Source organism: Flavobacterium sp. KH_001, assembly GCF_057840745.1.
Window position 1 is genome coordinate 4173612 of sequence record NZ_CM174520.1, and the last position, 17295, is coordinate 4190906.

Here is a 17295-nt window from a genome sequence, read left to right on the forward strand (position 1 = left end):
CCAGGGCTCCTCTTTCATTTTCTATTCTATTGAAAAGAAATTATTTCTTTAAATCGAATCGATCCAGGTTCATTACTTTACTCCATGTGGCAACAAAGTCTTTTACAAATTTCTCCTGTGCATCGCTGCTTGCGTACACTTCTGCAAGAGCTCTTAATTCGGCATTAGATCCAAAAACAAGATCGGCACGTGTACCAATCCATTTTGGCTGACCTGTAGAACGATCGTTTCCTGCATAAAGCTCTTTATCGTTAGAAACTGATTGCCATTGTGTATTCATATCAAGTAAGTTTACAAAGAAGTCATTTGTAAGCTGACCCGGACGATTTGTAAATACTCCATTTTTAGAGCCATCCGCATTGATGTCCAATACACGCAATCCACCTAAAAGCACAGTCAATTCTGGTGCTGTAAGCGTTAACAAATGCGCTTTATCAATAAGTAATTCCTCAGTTGCAACAGATGATTTTGTTTTGCGGTAATTACGGAATCCATCTGTTTTCGGTTCTAAGAATGCAACAGATTCAACATCTGTTTGCTCTGCAGAGGCATCCATACGTCCTGGAGTAAAGGGTACAGTAACAGAATTTCCGGCAGCTGCAGCCGCTTTCTCTACTCCTGCTGAACCAGCTAAAACAATTAAATCTGCCAGTGAAACTTTTTTTCCACCACCTTGAGCCGCATTAAATTCTGCCTGAATACTTTCAAGCTTATCTAAAACAGTTTTCAGCTGAGCCGGATTATTTACTGCCCAGTCTTTTTGAGGAGCCAGTCTTATACGTGCTCCATTAGCACCTCCACGTTTATCAGATCCTCTAAAAGTAGAAGCTGACGCCCACGCAGTTGAAACTAATTGAGAAATACTTAATCCTGAATTCAGAATTTTTCCTTTTAATTGCTCAATATCATTCGCATTTATTAATTCATGATTTACAGCCGGAATAGGATCTTGCCATATCAACTCTTCCTTCGGAACATCGGCTCCTAAATAAAGCGAAACAGGTCCCATGTCACGGTGTGTCAATTTAAACCAGGCACGTGAAAAAGCATCTGCAAACTGGTCAGGATTTTCAAGAAAACGTCTTGATATTTTTTCGTACTCAGGATCTAAGCGCAATGATAAATCGGTTGTAAGCATTGTTGGTAAATGCTTTTTAGAACTATCAAAAGCATCCGGAATAATTGGTTCTGCATTTTTAGCTACCCATTGATGCGCACCGGCAGGGCTTTTAGAAAGTTCCCATTCAAAACCAAACAAGTTTTCAAAGAAGTTATTACTCCATTGTGTTGGTGTTTTTGTCCAGGTAACTTCAAGTCCGCTTGTAATAGCGTCTCCACCTTTACCGGAACCGTAGCTGTTTTTCCATCCAAAACCTTGTAGTTCTAAACCTGCAGCTTCCGGCTCTTCTGCTACGTGATCAGAAGAAGCAGCTCCGTGTGTTTTACCAAATGTATGTCCACCTGCAATTAACGCTACTGTTTCTTCGTCGTTCATAGCCATACGACCAAAAGTATCTCTGATATCTTTGGCAGCAGCAATAGGATCCGGATTACCATCTGGTCCTTCCGGGTTTACATATATAAGTCCCATTTGCACAGCAGCAAGTGGTTTTTCTAAGTTTCTTGTATGAATATCACCATCCGCATTATCATCAGATGAAACAACGCCATGATCTTTCGGCACACCTTCAGAACCGTCTTTGTAACGTTCATCTCCGCCTAACCATGTAGTTTCAGAACCCCAATAAACAGCTTCGTCCGGTTCCCAAACATCGGCTCTTCCTCCGGCAAAACCAAAAGTTTTAAAGCCCATAGATTCCAAAGCGATATTTCCTGTCAGGATCATCAAATCGGCCCAGGAAATTTTTCTACCGTATTTTTGTTTAATTGGCCATAATAATCTTCTTGCTTTATCAAGACTCACATTATCCGGCCAGCTGTTAAGCGGGGCAAAACGCTGTTGTCCTGCACCTGCTCCACCACGACCATCTTGTACTCTATAAGTTCCGGCACTATGCCATGCCATTCTTATAAATAAACCTCCATAATGACCAAAATCTGCCGGCCACCATTCTTGCGAATCAGTCATAAGTGAATGTAAGTCCTTTTTTAATGCTTCAAGATCAAGGCTTTTAAAGGCTTCGGCATAATTAAAATTTTCTCCCATCGGGTCTGAGAGTGGAGAATTTTGTCGCAGAATATTTACCTTTAATTGTTTTGGCCACCAGTCACGATTTTTTGTGCCTGTAGCTGCTACTTTGTCCATGCTCCCATTATGAAAAGGGCATTTGCTAATGTCATTTGATTGGTTGTCCATAATTACAATTTTATTTTTTGTTTTAATCTTAATCGATTTATTATCAGACTAATTTACAAACAAAATAAAAAAGTAAAGCGAAAGATGCATATTAAATTAATTTACCGCAATAGATAAAACCTATTACACTAATCGAAGTTAATTACATTCTTATATGATACAATCATGTAAGTCAAAACATTACAAGTTGAATCGTAATCCTTCTTCTAAATAGAATTCTAAAGAATTTAGAGGAAGAAATAATGCTAATTATACTAGTGCAGATTTGCCATTATGTTTTTTTTCATGAAGATAGTTACAAAACGACAACCTGGAAGTACTTTTTTATAAAATCAATTTAAATCTTAGCATTGCCCTGCCGAGCATAATTCGTCAAGATCACAAGCTGATAAGTTTATCGTTTTTAAAAAACTTTTTACTTTATTTTTAGCTTCCTGATTGGTTCCCATATAAAATATTTCGTTTCCGTTTTGGGTTTGACATTTCGATAAAATAACACCTGGCTCCAGTACATGAAAAATTTTAACCACATGTGCACCCGGTAATAGTGAAGTTATAATTTTACTTGAAGATTTTACCTCCGCAATTGGAGACAAAAGACTTTCAGTATTAAAAAAAGGATTATTGGTGTGCAATAGTATTTTTTCTGACATATCCGGCAGACCATCAAAAAAGCCGTTAAGTTCTTCCCTGGGAACAAATAGTACAATCATTTTAGCTTTTACCGCTTTATCTTTAGTAACTAATTTTACCTTATCCCCATTTTTTCTACAATAGGCCTTAAACTTTCAAGACATCTCGGATGGCTGATTAATACTTCGTGTCCCGATTTCGCAGCTCTGGCAGCAATATCTAAAGTCATATTACAAGCTCCTATAATACCTATTTTCATAATCTCTTTTTTATTAATCTTATCTTGATAAAAATTCGGGGTATTACCTTTTTTTTATCAAAATTCATGACTGTGGTTTTGAGCAAATATAGCCGTATCAGCCATTGATGATTACAAGAATCTGTCTCAATAAACCTACAGCCGTGTAGATTTAAAACTACAAATTTAAAATAATGAATAATGTTTGCTAAGTTTGTGTGTGTCTAAAACCAGTCCGATGTCAAAAATGACGTTGCTTATATCCCTCCTTCGCTATTGTTACTTTTTATTATTGCTAACAGCAGTTAAAGCAACTTGTCAGGAAAATTACACCGCAAGATGGTATACTGCAGACAACAATGAATTACCTCAAAGCAGCGTAAAAGCTATTGTCCAGGGTAAATACAATTTTATCTGGATAACGACAGAAAATGGTCTTGTTCGCTACGATGGAGATACTTTCCTTACTTTTAATTCTTCTAATACTGATTTAAAGGAATGTCGTTTTACCGAAATTTTAGGAAGCGTACAAAAAGATAGTCTCTACTGTTTTAATACAGAAAAAAAGGAGCTTGTCCTTATTAACCAAAGGAAGATTAAAATCATCAAAAAAGGAAGTCCGGCCTATAACATTACCCGAAATGGTCAGCGTTTTTTTTATCATGACGGATTACCTTCACACAATACGATAAATCCCCGTGAAGCTTATTATTTTAGAATGCCCAACGGGAATCTTTTTTTTGTTGATACAGAAAAAGTAGAATTGTGTGATGCTAAAAGAAAGAGCCTCTATAAAATTGCCTACAAAAGCGAGAGTATTTTTAAATTCTTCGTACTTAATGACAAACTTTACTACGTCAAAAATAATGGTGATTATGATCGTTTTTCTGACACTGGAAAATCCTCAGGAAAACTAAACTCCCCACTTTTTAAGACTAAACACAAATTATACTGGAACATAACTGCAAACCAGGTGTTTTTTTATTCAAAAAACAAAATTTATCTCCTAACAAATGGAACTGGCCCGTTATCAGCAGTTCCTTTAGTAAACTTTGCAGAGTTTGAGAAAAGCAATATTGTTTCTATTTTTTATGACCGGAAAAACCAAAAACTATATTTAGGAAGTTATACAAATGGTTTGTGCATCATAACTTTTCCTGTTTTTAAAACTGTAAAAAAAGATGTACACAAGTCAGCAGAAATCTATTATGCTGCTTTTCCTTATACAGAAAGTACAATTGTTACAGCTGAAGGTTTAATCTTTAATGATAAGAAAGTTCTGGATAGTATTCCTTTTCTAAAAAGCATGCAACTCAATGAACATATATCAATCGCGAAAGATGATGAGAATAATTTCTGGGTAGGCAGACAAACGGGAGTTCATTGTTATTTAAAGAAATCAGATTATAAAACAAATATTAGTTATGAATTAAAACAATGCCCGAAAACCATCTTTAAAGACGACAGTAATACGATTTGGATTAGCCTCCAAAAGGATGAATACAATCAGGCGAAATTATACTCCATTAAAAATAAAACGCTGAAGCTTGTAAAAATTTTAAGAGAGAATATCACTTTTATTGCACAGTACGATTACAATACTCTTTATTTTGGGAGCGAAAAAGGTCTTTTTAAATATAAAATTGACACAGGAACTTTTTCAATTATAAAGAAAAGTGAAGGATTAAACATTAGAAGTATTTTTATTGACAGCGAAAAAAAAATATGGTTAACGACTTATGAAAAAGGTTTTTTCCTTTATTCAAATGGCGCATTATCTGCATTGCCAATAGATGAAAATAATTACCTAAATTCTGCACATTGTATAGTGGAAGATAAAAAAGGTTTTTTCTGGATTCCAACGAATAAAGGCCTTTTTCAGGTATCCAGAATGGCGTTATTAAAATATACCAAAAACAAGAGTACGCCTATATATTATCATCAGTACAACAAAGAGGATGGTTTTTTAACTAATGAATTTAACGGTGGCTGCCAGCCTTGCGGAAACATTCTTCAAAACGGTCAAATCGCTTTACCGTCTCTGAACGGTATCGTATTTTTTAATCCATATAAAATAAAGCCTTTACTTCCCAATAGAAAATTTTATATTGACAAGGTCATTGTAGACCAAAGTTCTTTTTTTCCAAAAGATACAATTGTATTGAAAAATAATTTCCAAAGGGTAAGTTTCCTAATTGCTTATCCTTATTATGGTAATCCAGAGAATATAAATCTCGAAGCCAAGCTGGATAAAGGAGCCTACAGTCGTTGGGAAAAAATAAGATTCGAAAAATCCATATCCTTTACCACATTACCACCAGGAGAATACACTCTTACAATCAGAGGATTATCTGGTTTTGAAGGGAATTACGTTTATAAAAAAGTTATACTGATAGTTCCGGCGATGTTCCATCAAACAATCTGGTTTACGATTCTTTGTTATCTATTGGTCGTACTATTTTTATTTTTCATGTGGCATTTAAGATTGTATTATATAAAATTAAAGAATGTAATGCTTAAGGAGGTTATTGCTAAAAAAACCAAAAAACTGGCCAAAACGGTAAACAAACTAAAAACTACTGAAAAAAACCTAAAACAGGAAATCAAACAACAGGAGACTTTAGTAAAAAGCATCAGCCACGATATAAAAAGCCCGTTAAAATTTCTAACCGCTTCCCTTAATCATTTATCTGATAATAAAAATATCCAGCAAGATGAAAAACTAAAACGACAAATAGAAACGATACAATTATCATCAGATCAACTATATGAATATGTTGAAAACCTAATTAAATATTCGACGATATTTATAGAAGGAAGAAAACTTGAAGACAAAAGCTATTCGTTACATGATTTAGTTGAGGAAAAAATTCAGATTTTCGAAAAAATTGCGGCATCAGAAAATACAGTTATTATCAATAAAGTTCCACAAGATTTTTTCATCAAAACAAACAAGAAGGCATTATCTATTATTATTCATAATCTTTTGGATAACGCGACAAAAAACACAAACAATGGAGAGATAGAATTGCAATGTGCCACAAAAGATAATATGTTATCCTTAACCGTTATGGATAATGGAAAAGGAATGAGCAAAGAGCTCATTGAGTATTATCTTGATTTTTACAAAAACCCAATTGTAAAAAATTATCATCTGGGACTTCATATGATTATTGAACTTCTTATTATCATCAAAGGAGATATTAATATTTCGAGTTCGATTAATGAAGGCACCATTATTGAAATTATAGTTGAGTATGCCTAGTATTCAAAAGTTTTGTAAAGATTAATAAGTTCTACAAGATTATTAATTTTAAGTTTTTCGAACACCCTGGCTTTATAGGTACTTACAGTAGACATGTGAATATCCAGCATATTCGAAATTTCAAGATTACCGTTGCCGTTTATTAGTAATCTTGCTATTTGAAGTTCTCTTTTAGATAAAACTTCTAATGGATTAATAACCTTTTTACTTGTTCGCGCATCAACCAGTTTAGTAAGCAGTTCAGCTGAAATGTAGGTCGACGATTCAAAAATAGAGTTAATGGCAAACATCATTTTTTCTTCGCTGGAGAGTTTGTTTAGATATCCGTTAGCACCGGCAGAAATGTACTTTAAAGCATATTGTTCTTCTTCATGCGCAGAGAAAATAAGAATCCTGACCGCAGGCTGAATCGCTCTCAAGTCAGTAATCATCTCCGTACTTTTTCCTCCTGGAATATTGATATCCAAAATAATCAAATCAAAACAATCTTCTTTTAATAGTGCAACAGCCTCAAAGAAATTTTCTGCATTTGAGATTTTTACATCTTCAATTTGTTTTTCTAAAACCATAGCAACTCCATTTCGGACTACTAAATGATCATCAACTATTAAAATTTTCTTAGCCATAATTAAATTTAAGTTACAGCAAAAATAAATTATTTAGCTATTCGAATTCGTTTCTTATACCAGTAATTTAATAAATCTAAAGATATTATCATAAATTATCTTCTTTTAAAACGTTAAAAAGCTAAAGAGTTACCATAACAGGAGCAAAAATATAAGGATAAACAAAACAAACACAATATTTTTTTATATAATTGATATTCACTAACTTGCAGTATATTCTTCTAAACTCATTCATTATGAAAAAACTTTTTTTGTCATTATTAGTGGTTGTAATATGTTTCTCAAATCAGTCTGCATTTTCTCAAACAAAAGATGATGATGTGCCGCCGTTAGGATTACCCGGAGATAATCTGGATTTATATGCAGTACTAGATCTTTTTCAAAAGTCAAAAACCATTGAGGATTTTGAAAAGGCATTAAATCAGAAAGAGACAAAAATCAATAATCTGGATCTAAATCTTGACAAAAAAGTTGACTTTATTAAAGTCGTAACCAAAAAAGATGGCAATGCTTTTACGTTTGTACTTCAGGTAAATGTAAGCGAAAAGGAAACCCAGGATGTTGCTGTTATTTTAGTAAACAAAGACAAGAGTGGAAAAGTTTCTTTGCAAATAGTGGGAGATGAAGATCTTTATGGAAAAGATTATGTCATTGAGCCCAAAACTAAAAGTGATTCAGTAACTGCTAATCCGGCATATGTTGGTTCTAATCCTGTTACGGTTAATGTTCCTGCTACAACTACTGTTGTCGTAGAATCGGCGCCTATTGTACAGTATGTGTATTCTCCTGCCTATGTGCCTTATTATCCTCCATACTATTATGGGTATTACCCACCCTATTTTGCTGCCTTTACAGTGTTGGCAGTAGGTATTTATCGTCATAACAACTGGTATCATGGAGGTTATTATGGTGGTCATTATGGTGGCGGAAATACGGTAATCATTAACAACAGAAACCAGATTAACCATTATAATAACGAAAGAAACCGATCCAATACCGTTAACAATAATCGGGCAAATGGAAAGTACGGTGATAATCGTGGAAATAACACCAATCGCCCAACGGCGGGTACATCTGATCGTGGAAATAAAAGCAATAGACCAAGTGCAGGAACTTCAGATCGTGGATCAAATGTGAATCGTGGCTCAACATCAGATCGATCATCCAAAGTAAATCGCCCATCGGCAGGTACTTCAGACCGATCTTCAAACGTGAATCGTCCATCAACTTCAAATCGTTCATCGAACTCAAGTTTTGATTCAGGTCGTACCAGAAGCAGCGGCGGAGGTGGCTTTAGCGGTGGCAGCAGAGGTGGCGGTGGAGGCTTTCACGGCGGCGGTGGCTTTGGCGGTGGCGGCGGAAGAAGACGTTAATAAAATCTTTTCTCCAAAAAAAAATGGACTAAAACTTATTAGCTTTTAGTCCATTTTTTTATTTGTAAATTTGGTCTCTTTATTTTACTTCCATATCTGAAGCGCTCATATCTCTCACACAAACATACTTACCATCTCTTTTTTCAAACAAACTAAGATAATTTCCGCTATTGATAACCGTTTTAGTAACAGAATCTGTTACGGTATAAGCACCGCTTTCAACTACCTGATTCCCATCACTTGAAACAAAAACTTCATTTGTTTTAAAAGAAATTATATTAGAATTTGTTCCTAGATCTGCTATTAAAAATTCAGAAATTGCCTGCTTACCAACCAGAGGTTTTCTATGTTGATAATAACTTATTGCATCATCAGCATAATAACCTATTTTTTTTACCTCCCCAGAATTATAAGTTGCCGCAAATTCATCTTCTTTTGCCTGAATCTCCTTTTTTATTTGTTCTTTATCAACTACTACGGCGGGCTTTTCTTCTTCCTTCTTAGTATTACAGGCTAACATTGAAATTAGCACACTTCCTAATAATAATCCTTTTAAAATCTTGTTTTTCATATGATAAAAGTTTAGCGTCTTACACATTAAAAGTACTATAAAAATCTCAATATCAGTCAATTTACATTAAAAAATATTAAACTAAACCTCTTAAAATATTTATTTGTGAATCAATCCTATTTAAAAAGAGAACAGCTAGTAAACCTCATCTCCCTAATAAGGAATATAAATATTAAAAGTTGCTCCTTGCATAGGCTCGCCAATAGCATCAATGTAACCATTGTGATTTTCTACTATCTTCTTTACGATTGCAAGTCCAATTCCTGTTCCCTCGTACACATCTCTGCCATGTAATTTCTGAAAAACACCAAAGATTTTCTCACTGTGCTGTGGTTCAAAACCAATACCGTTATCGCCAAAACTAATGTGACAATAATTTACATCGGTAGCGAGGTTTTCGATTTGTAGATCAAATCCATTAACCAAACGGCTTTTTATTGTAATTTCTAATGGCGTTTCTGTTTTTGCAAATTTGATAGCGTTATGAATCAGGTTTTCCATTAATTGCACAAACTGAAAAGGAATCACTTTAGCCGTATCATGAAAATCAGTTGTGATCATAGCTCCTTTTTCGTGTAGATTTTCATGCAGTGCCTCTTTTACATCTTTAATTATGGTATTCAGATCAACTGTTTCATACCTTCTGTCCACCAGAGTGGCTCTCGAGAAAGTAAGCAGACTGTTAATAAGCTCTCGCATTCTGTTGCAGGCATATAAAATCCGGTCAAATTTCGTTTTACCATCTTCAGATAAATTAGCATATTCATTAGACATAATAAGATTGGCAAAAGTCTGAATTTTACGCAGCGGCTCCTGCAAATCATGGCTTGATATGTAGGTAAACGCATCAAGTTCCATGTTCTTTTTTTTCAGTTCATCAGCATGTTTTTCAATTGCTGCGTATTGAGAAGCAAGTTCTTTATTAGCTTTTAAAATCATTTCGTTCAGGGCATGCGTTTCTTCTTCCTTTTTTCTTAATTCCTGATTTTTTCGAAACAATTCGGTGAAAACCATCACTTTTGCCTGCAATATTTCCGGAGATAATGGCTTGATCATATAGTCAACAGCGCCAGACTGATATCCTTTGAAAATGTATTCATTGGTGTTCATATTGGCTGTCAAAAAGATGATGGGAACGTGTTTTAGTTTTTCACTTTGGCGAATCATTTCAGCGGTTTCAAAACCATCCATCAAAGGCATTTGTACATCCATTAGGATAATAGCAAAATCCTGGTTTTTCAGCAGGATCCGCAACGCATCTTTCCCTGATGTTGCTTCAACAAACTGGTAACCACGATCAGCCAGGATAACCTGCAACGAAAGCAGATTTTCCTTTTTGTCATCGACTATTAAGATTTTAATTGCGTTGTCTCCCATTAGATTTTACATTGAATATGAAATTATTATTTAAGCCACACACGCATTAGTGAAGACAATTGTTCCACATTTACAGGTTTTGTCATATAATCTGAAGCCCCTGATTCTATACAACGCTGTCTGTCGCCTTTCATTGCTTTTGCGGTTACGGCAATAATGGTAAGATCTTTATGTCTGGCATCTTTACGAATGCGTTTCATGGTTTCATAACCGTCCATTTCCGGCATCATAATATCCATTAAAACAATATCTATATCTTTACTCTCATTCAGAATATCAATTGCTTCCTGACCGCTTTCGGCGCTGATTACATCCAATCCGTATCGTTCTAAAGCGGTAGTCAAGGCAAAAAGATTACGAACATCATCATCAACCAATAACACTTTTTTGCCCGGCAACACATCTTCTCTTAAGTAAAAAGATTCGATGATTTCTTTCATTTCATCCGGTAGTTCTTTATGAACACGATGCATAAACAAAGCTGTCTGATCGATCAATTCTTCCATCGAACCCGCACTTTTCGTAATAATACTGTGCGCAAATCGATTCAGTCTTGAGCGTTGTTTTTTATTGACATCTCCCGCCGAATGTATAATAATGGCGGTTTCCTGTCCCGCAATATTATTCTCCAGATCGGTAATAATATCGAGTCCGTCAGCATCTGGTAAAACCAAATCTAAGATAATACAATCAAATGATTTTTCCTGAATCAGTCTAACAGCTTCAGCTGCTGTTGTTGCACTCGAAATTCTAATATCATCACCATCAACTGCATTTACAATCCTGCTCAGTTCCTGTTCATTGTCATCTACAACTAACAGATTTTTTATTTTCTTATTTTTGAAATCGTGAATATCATTAAAAAGATACGACAGCGAATCATTCTTAACCGGTTTTAAGAAAAAGTTCCTTGCACCACGTTTCAATCCTTTGTTTCGCTCATCTTCACCCGAAATAATATAAACCGGAATGTGTCGCAAATTGAAATCGGTTTTCAATCTATCGAGAATTTTCCAGCCACTGGTATCCGGCATGTTTAAATCCATTGTAATCGCATGCGGATGAAACTGATTTATAAAATCAACCACGTCATTTCCTTTTGTAGTTACAATCGCCTTAATTCCGTTGATATGCGCTTGCTCGAGCATAATCTTAGCGAATGTCAGATTATCTTCCGCAATCAATAAGATTTTATCACCCGGCTTAATATCGGTTCTGTCATCCCCTATTTCATCTACAAAGAACAAATCAATATCAGAACGATTGAATTTTTCTGAAGGCAATGATTTGATACGGCCTTTTACATCTGTTTCTTCTTCTACATCAATATCTATAATTTCAGAAATATCAACGTATTGCAAAGGCAGGAACAGCGTAAATTTACTACCGACATTCATTTCGCTTTCCAGCTCAATACTTCCCCCTAATAAATCAGAAAGTCCGCGGCTGATGGATAATCCCAAACCAGTTCCGCCATATTTACGGCTCGTTGAACCTTCTGCCTGTTGGAAAGCTTCGAATATGATATTTTGTTTTTCTTTGGAGATTCCAATTCCGGTATCCGAAATTTCGAAAGCCACAACAGCATCTGCTTTATCGAGACTAAGATTTGCCATTTTCCAATTGTTATTGGCTTTGTATATTTTTAATTGTACTTCTCCTTTTTCAGTAAACTTAAACGAATTCGATAGCAGATTTTTCAAAATCTGATTTAATCGCTGTGAATCGGTTTCGATCAATTCAGGAAGTTCGTCATCCATACTGATTTTAAAACGAAGATGTTTCGCCGCTGCAATCGGATTAAAAGTAGATTCCACAAATCGGCTGATTTCGTCAAAACTAATCGGATTGTAATCCACAGAAATATAACCGGATTCGATTTTCGAAAGATCCAGAATGTCATTAATTAACTGAATTAAATCGTCTCCACAAGAATTGATCGTTTTGGCAAACTGAATTTGTTTTTCTGAAAGATTTCCGTCTCTATTGGCGATTAATTCGTTGGCAAGAATTTGCAAACTGTTTAATGGTGTTCTCAACTCATGAGACATATTGGCCAGAAACTCTGATTTGTATTTTGAAGTTAAAGTTAGCTGATCTGCTTTTTCTTCCAAAGCTTTTCTCGCCACCTCAACTTCTTGATTTTTGAGCTCTACTTCTTCTTTTTGATTCGCTAACAAGAAGGCTTTTTCTTCCAGCTCTTCGTTGGTATTTTTCAAAACTTCCTGCTGACTTTTTAGCTCGCTTGCCAACGATTGAGATTGTACCAAAAGTTCTTCTGTTCTTGAATTTGATTCGATCGTATTCAATACAATTCCGATACTTTCTGTCAATCCTTCCAAGAAATCTAAATGCGTCTGGCTGAAAGTATCAAGTGAAGCCAATTCAATAACAGCTTTAAGTTGTCCCTCAAATAAAACCGGCAAAATAATAACATCCTGAGGTTTTGCAGAACCCAGACCCGAATTGATTCTGATATAATCTTTTGGAACATTACTCAGAATAATTCTTTCCTTCTCAATCGCCACCTGACCAATAAGACCTTCTCCCATAGCGTATTGCGTTGGAGAATTTTTTCTTTTGATATAAGCGTAAGACGCAATCAGATTCAGTTTTGAATCCTCAAAATTCTCATCTTCCTGCAAAATATAGAAGAGTCCGTGTTGTGCGGTTACCACCGTTGCCAACTCAGAAAGGATTTTTTTGGTAACCGAATTCAGTTCTTTTTGCCCCTGAAGCATTTGCGTAAATTTGGCCAAATTCGATTTTAACCAATCTTGTTCCTGATTTCGTAAAGTTGTTGCTTTCAGATTCGAAATCATTTGGTTGATAGTATCCTTAAGAGCCTCTACTTCACCTTTTGCTTCAACACCAATCGTTCGCGTTAAATCTCCTTGTGTTACCGCAGAAGCCACCTCAGAAATCGCACGTACCTGAGTGGTTAAGTTCGCTGCCAGCTGATTTACGTTTTCTGTTAAGTTTTTCCAGGTTCCGGAAGCTCCCGGTACATTGGCCTGACCTCCCAGTTTTCCTTCTGCTCCTACCTCACGTGCCACGGTTGTTACCTGATCAGAGAAAGTAGCCAGCGTATCAATCATTTCGTTGATTGTGTCCGTTAATTGAGCAACCTCACCTTTGGCATCAATGGATAATTTTTGCTTTAGGTTTCCTTTTGCTACTGAGGTTACTACTTTCGCAATTCCACGTACCTGAGACGTTAAGTTAGAGGCCATCAGGTTAACCGAATCTGTTAAATCTTTCCATGTTCCTGCAACCCCTTTTACTTCCGATTGTCCTCCTAATTTTCCTTCGGTACCCACTTCACGCGCCACACGGGTTACCTCAGATGAAAATGAATTCAGCTGTTCTACCATCGTGTTGAAGGTATTTTTCAAATCCAGAATCTCCCCTTTTACGTCAACGGTAATTTGTTTAGAAAGGTCACCATTGGCTACGGCTTTGGTTACATCGGCAATATTACGCACCTGACCTGTTAAGTTAGACGCCATCTGATTTACCGAATCCGTTAAATCTTTCCAGGTTCCCGCAACTCCCGGTACGAACGCTTGTCCTCCCAGTTTACCTTCTGTTCCTACCTCTCTGGATACACGGGTTACCTCCGAAGCAAAACTTCGAAGCTGATCCACCATCGTATTTACAGTTTCTTTCAATTGAAGAATCTCTCCACGAACGTCAGCGGTAATCTTTTTCGACATATCTCCGTTGGCCACCGCAATTGTTACCTCGGCAATATTACGTACCTGAGTCGTTAAGTTACCAGCCATCTGGTTCACCGAATCGGTCAAATCCTTCCACGTTCCGGCAACACCCGGTACATTCGCCTGACCTCCCAGTTTTCCTTCGGTACCCACCTCACGCGCCACACGAGTTACCTCGGATGCAAATTCACGAAGTTGATCCACCATCGTATTTAAAGTTTCCTTTAATTGAAGAATCTCTCCACGAACGTCAACGGTAATTTTTCGGGACATATCCCCGTTGGCTACGGCAATCGCCACATCGGCAATATTACGTACCTGAGCGGTAAGGTTTCCTGCCATCTGATTCACCGAATCCGTTAAATCTTTCCAGGTTCCGGCAACTCCCGGTACATTCGCCTGCCCTCCCAGTTTTCCTTCTGTTCCTACCTCTCTCGATACACGTGTTACCTCCGAAGCAAAGCCTCGAAGCTGATCCACCATGGTATTAATTGTATTTTTAAGCTCTAAGATTTCTCCTTTTACGTCAACGGTAATTTGGAGTGATAAATCGCCTTTTGCTACCGCTGTAGTTACCTCGGCAATATTACGCACCTGACCAGTTAAATTCGATGCCATCTGGTTCACCGAATCCGTTAAATCTTTCCAGGTTCCACCAACACCTTCCACCTGCGCCTGACCTCCCAGTTTTCCTTCCGTACCTACCTCACGCGCCACACGAGTTACCTCAGAGGCGAACGAGTTCAGCTGGCCCACCATCGTATTAATAGTGTTCTTAAGCTCCAGGATCTCTCCTTTTGTATCTACCGTAATCTGGCGTGACAAATCTCCTTTTGCTACCGCTGTGGTTACCTCCGCAATGTTACGCACCTGACCCGTCAAGTTTGACGCCATCTGATTTACGGAGTCTGTTAAATCTTTCCAGGTTCCTCCAACTCCTTTTACTTTTGCCTGACCTCCCAGTTTTCCTTCTGTCCCCACCTCAAGTGCCACACGGGTTACCTCGGAAGAGAAAGAGTTTAGCTGATCCACCATCGTATTAATAGTTTTTTTCAACTCCAAAATTTCTCCTTCGGCTACAGCCGTAATCTTTTTGGATAAATCTCCATTGGCTACTGCCGTTGTTACCTCAGCAATATTACGCACCTGACCCGTTAAATTCGAGGCCATCTGATTCACCGAATCGGTTAAATCTTTCCAGGTTCCACCAACCCCTTTTACTTTCGCCTGACCTCCCAGTTTTCCTTCTGAACCTACCTCACGTGCCACACGAGTTACCTCGGCACCAAAGGAGTTCAGCTGATCCACCATGGTATTAATTGTATTTTTAAGTTCGAGGATTTCTCCCGCAACGTTTACTGTAATTTTTTTGGACAAATCTCCTTTTGCCACCGCTGTTGTTACCTCGGCAATGTTTCTTACCTGACCGGTCAAGTTGGATGCCATCTGATTTACCGAATCGGTCAAATCTTTCCAAACACCACCAACTCCTCTTACTTTTGCCTGACCTCCCAGTTTTCCTTCAGAACCAACCTCTACCGCCACACGCGTAACCTCTGAAGAAAACGAATTCAGCTGATCCACCATCGTATTAATGGTGTTTTTAAGTTCCAAAATTTCTCCTTTTACGTCAACCGTAATTTTTTTCGAAAGATCTCCTTTTGCTACCGCTGTTGTTACATCAGCAATATTACGCACCTGACCGGTTAAGTTAGAAGCCATTTGATTAACGGAATCCGTCAAATCTTTCCAGGTTCCTCCAACTCCTTTTACCTGTGCCTGGCCACCCAGTTTTCCTTCGGTTCCTACCTCTCTCGCCACACGGGTTACCTCAGATGAAAACGAGTTCAGCTGATCCACCATCGTATTAATAGTGTTCTTCAACTCCAAAATTTCTCCTTTTACGTCAACGGTAATCTTTTTAGACAAATCTCCTTTTGCTACCGCTGTGGTTACATCGGCAATATTACGTACCTGACCCGTTAAGTTACTTGCCATTTTATTTACCGAGTCGGTCAAATCTTTCCAAACACCACCAACACCTCTCACTTTTGCCTGACCTCCCAGTTTACCTTCTGTACCTACCTCACGTGCCACGCGCGTAACCTCCATCGAAAACAGATTCAACTGTTTTACCATTCCGTTTACCTCTTTTGCAATTCTGAGGAATTCTCCCTGCAATGGATTTCCTTCAATAGAAAGCGGCATTTCCTGAGATAAATTTCCTTTTGCCACAGATGTGATTACGTGAGCAATTTCGATCGTTGGATGCACCAGATCTGAAATCAGCGTATTTACCGAATCAACGCAGGAACTCCACGAACCTCTCGCGCCGTCAAGTGCAACGCGATTAGTAAGTTTTCCTTGTTTACCAATGCTTTTTCCAACCTTTTGAAACTCAAAAACCATACGTTCATTCAGGTCAATGATTTCATTCAAAGTATCGCAGATTGATCTTTTTATCCCATTCTGATCCGTTGGGAAACGTTGCGTGAAATTACCATTTTTGACTTTCAGCAAAATCTTTAAAAACTCTGCATCAGTCAAAATAGATTCTTCTGAATCTTCCTTTTTCCCTTTCGGCTGCGAAGGTTTATCTCCTGAAATAATCGGGAACTCAAGGATGTCGTGAACTTCTTCAATATTAATTTCGTTTGTTTTTTTCATATTCCCAATTCTTTATCGAATGATTAAAAAAATCTGATACTTTATATTTTAGCTCACCTGATGATACTGTCAGGTTTTAAATTTCGTCAAACAATATTTTCCTTAAATGAAACTGCACAAACGCGTCCATAGAATCTGATCGTTTTGTGTTATCATTATAATTAAGCGGTTTGATAATATAACCTGCTATTCCTAATTTTTCTGCTTCTGAACGATCCATTTCCTCCGAAGAGGTTGTCATGATAAACACTTTTAAATCTTTTAGGTTTTTATCTTCCCGCAATACTTTAAGAAATTCTATTCCATTCATCCTTGGCATGTTAATATCCAGTAAAATCACATCGGGAATTAATGCTAATTCCGGGTCTCTCAGGATTTTTAAGGCTTCAATTCCGTTATAAGCCGTGTGAAGTACATATTCACTTTCTAATTTCTTTAAAGACCGTTCTACACTAATCACATCCAGTTCATCATCTTCAATTAATAAAATCGTTGGCTTTTTCATATCC

At 37.0% G+C, this 17295-nt stretch carries 10 protein-coding genes; 2 read left to right on the plus strand and 8 right to left on the minus strand.

Features of this window, described 5'->3' with window-relative positions; all coding sequences use genetic code 11:
• Positions 1-40 precede the first annotated feature (40 nt).
• The 3 genes from katG to AC3ITQ_RS17940 all read right to left on the minus strand — a co-directional run bounded on the left by katG (position 41) and on the right by AC3ITQ_RS17940 (position 3209).
• Positions 41-2317 (minus strand): catalase/peroxidase HPI, encoded by a 2277-nt coding sequence (gene katG / locus AC3ITQ_RS17930; protein WP_489235501.1) that lies wholly within the window; start codon positions 2315-2317, stop codon positions 41-43.
• Between the two features lie 344 nt (positions 2318-2661).
• Positions 2662-3030: an NAD(P)-binding domain-containing protein gene (locus AC3ITQ_RS17935; protein WP_489235502.1), complete on the minus strand. Its 369-nt coding sequence runs from the start codon at positions 3028-3030 to the stop codon at positions 2662-2664.
• Between the two features lie 35 nt (positions 3031-3065).
• Positions 3066-3209 carry an NAD(P)-binding domain-containing protein gene (locus AC3ITQ_RS17940; protein ID WP_489235503.1) on the minus strand — a complete coding sequence of 48 codons (144 nt, stop codon included), beginning with the start codon at positions 3207-3209 and terminating at the stop codon, positions 3066-3068.
• 217 nt (positions 3210-3426) lie between these two features.
• Here AC3ITQ_RS17940 and AC3ITQ_RS17945 point away from each other — a divergent pair, with 217 nt between their 5' ends.
• Positions 3427-6453 (plus strand): ligand-binding sensor domain-containing protein, encoded by a 3027-nt coding sequence (locus AC3ITQ_RS17945; protein WP_489235504.1) that lies wholly within the window; start codon positions 3427-3429, stop codon positions 6451-6453.
• Here the strand turns inward: AC3ITQ_RS17945 and AC3ITQ_RS17950 are convergent.
• Entirely contained in the window at positions 6450-7079 is a 630-nt protein-coding gene (locus AC3ITQ_RS17950) for a response regulator (RefSeq protein ID WP_489235505.1), read from the minus strand. The genes AC3ITQ_RS17945 and AC3ITQ_RS17950 overlap by 4 nt on opposite strands.
• Before the next feature lie 236 nt (positions 7080-7315).
• On the opposite strand from AC3ITQ_RS17950, the gene AC3ITQ_RS17955 reads away from it, so the two are divergent.
• Positions 7316-8452 (plus strand): hypothetical protein, encoded by a 1137-nt coding sequence (locus AC3ITQ_RS17955; RefSeq protein WP_489235506.1) that lies wholly within the window; start codon positions 7316-7318, stop codon positions 8450-8452.
• Between the two features lie 79 nt (positions 8453-8531).
• Here the strand turns inward: AC3ITQ_RS17955 and AC3ITQ_RS17960 are convergent, their stop codons facing one another.
• The 4 genes from AC3ITQ_RS17960 to AC3ITQ_RS17975 all read right to left on the minus strand — a co-directional run bounded on the left by AC3ITQ_RS17960 (position 8532) and on the right by AC3ITQ_RS17975 (position 17291).
• Entirely contained in the window at positions 8532-9023 is a 492-nt protein-coding gene (locus AC3ITQ_RS17960) for a YybH family protein (RefSeq protein ID WP_489235507.1), read from the minus strand.
• Positions 9024-9176: 153 nt separating this feature from the next.
• Positions 9177-10400 (minus strand): sensor histidine kinase, encoded by a 1224-nt coding sequence (locus AC3ITQ_RS17965; protein WP_489235508.1) that lies wholly within the window; start codon positions 10398-10400, stop codon positions 9177-9179.
• 26 nt (positions 10401-10426) lie between these two features.
• A complete protein-coding gene (locus AC3ITQ_RS17970; protein ID WP_489235509.1) occupies positions 10427-16786 on the minus strand; it encodes a hybrid sensor histidine kinase/response regulator in 6360 nt (2119 codons plus the stop codon).
• Positions 16787-16862: 76 nt separating this feature from the next.
• Positions 16863-17291, minus strand: coding sequence for a response regulator (locus AC3ITQ_RS17975; protein WP_489235510.1), 429 nt, complete (start codon positions 17289-17291; stop codon positions 16863-16865).
• Between the last annotated feature and the right edge of the window lie 4 nt (positions 17292-17295).

What these genes read in the sequence shown, in the direction of transcription:
- katG (WP_489235501.1), bottom strand. Translation starts at nt 2,317, where the DNA reads ATGGACAACCAATCAAATGACATTAGCAAATGCCCTTTTCATAATGGG.
- AC3ITQ_RS17935 (WP_489235502.1), bottom strand. Translation starts at nt 3,030, where the DNA reads ATGATTGTACTATTTGTTCCCAGGGAAGAACTTAACGGCTTTTTTGAT.
- AC3ITQ_RS17940 (WP_489235503.1), bottom strand. Translation starts at nt 3,209, where the DNA reads ATGAAAATAGGTATTATAGGAGCTTGTAATATGACTTTAGATATTGCT.
- AC3ITQ_RS17945 (WP_489235504.1), top strand. Translation starts at nt 3,427, where the DNA reads ATGTCAAAAATGACGTTGCTTATATCCCTCCTTCGCTATTGTTACTTT.
- AC3ITQ_RS17950 (WP_489235505.1), bottom strand. Translation starts at nt 7,079, where the DNA reads ATGGCTAAGAAAATTTTAATAGTTGATGATCATTTAGTAGTCCGAAAT.
- AC3ITQ_RS17955 (WP_489235506.1), top strand. Translation starts at nt 7,316, where the DNA reads ATGAAAAAACTTTTTTTGTCATTATTAGTGGTTGTAATATGTTTCTCA.
- AC3ITQ_RS17960 (WP_489235507.1), bottom strand. Translation starts at nt 9,023, where the DNA reads ATGAAAAACAAGATTTTAAAAGGATTATTATTAGGAAGTGTGCTAATT.
- AC3ITQ_RS17965 (WP_489235508.1), bottom strand. Translation starts at nt 10,400, where the DNA reads ATGGGAGACAACGCAATTAAAATCTTAATAGTCGATGACAAAAAGGAA.
- AC3ITQ_RS17970 (WP_489235509.1), bottom strand. Translation starts at nt 16,786, where the DNA reads ATGAAAAAAACAAACGAAATTAATATTGAAGAAGTTCACGACATCCTT.
- AC3ITQ_RS17975 (WP_489235510.1), bottom strand. Translation starts at nt 17,291, where the DNA reads ATGAAAAAGCCAACGATTTTATTAATTGAAGATGATGAACTGGATGTG.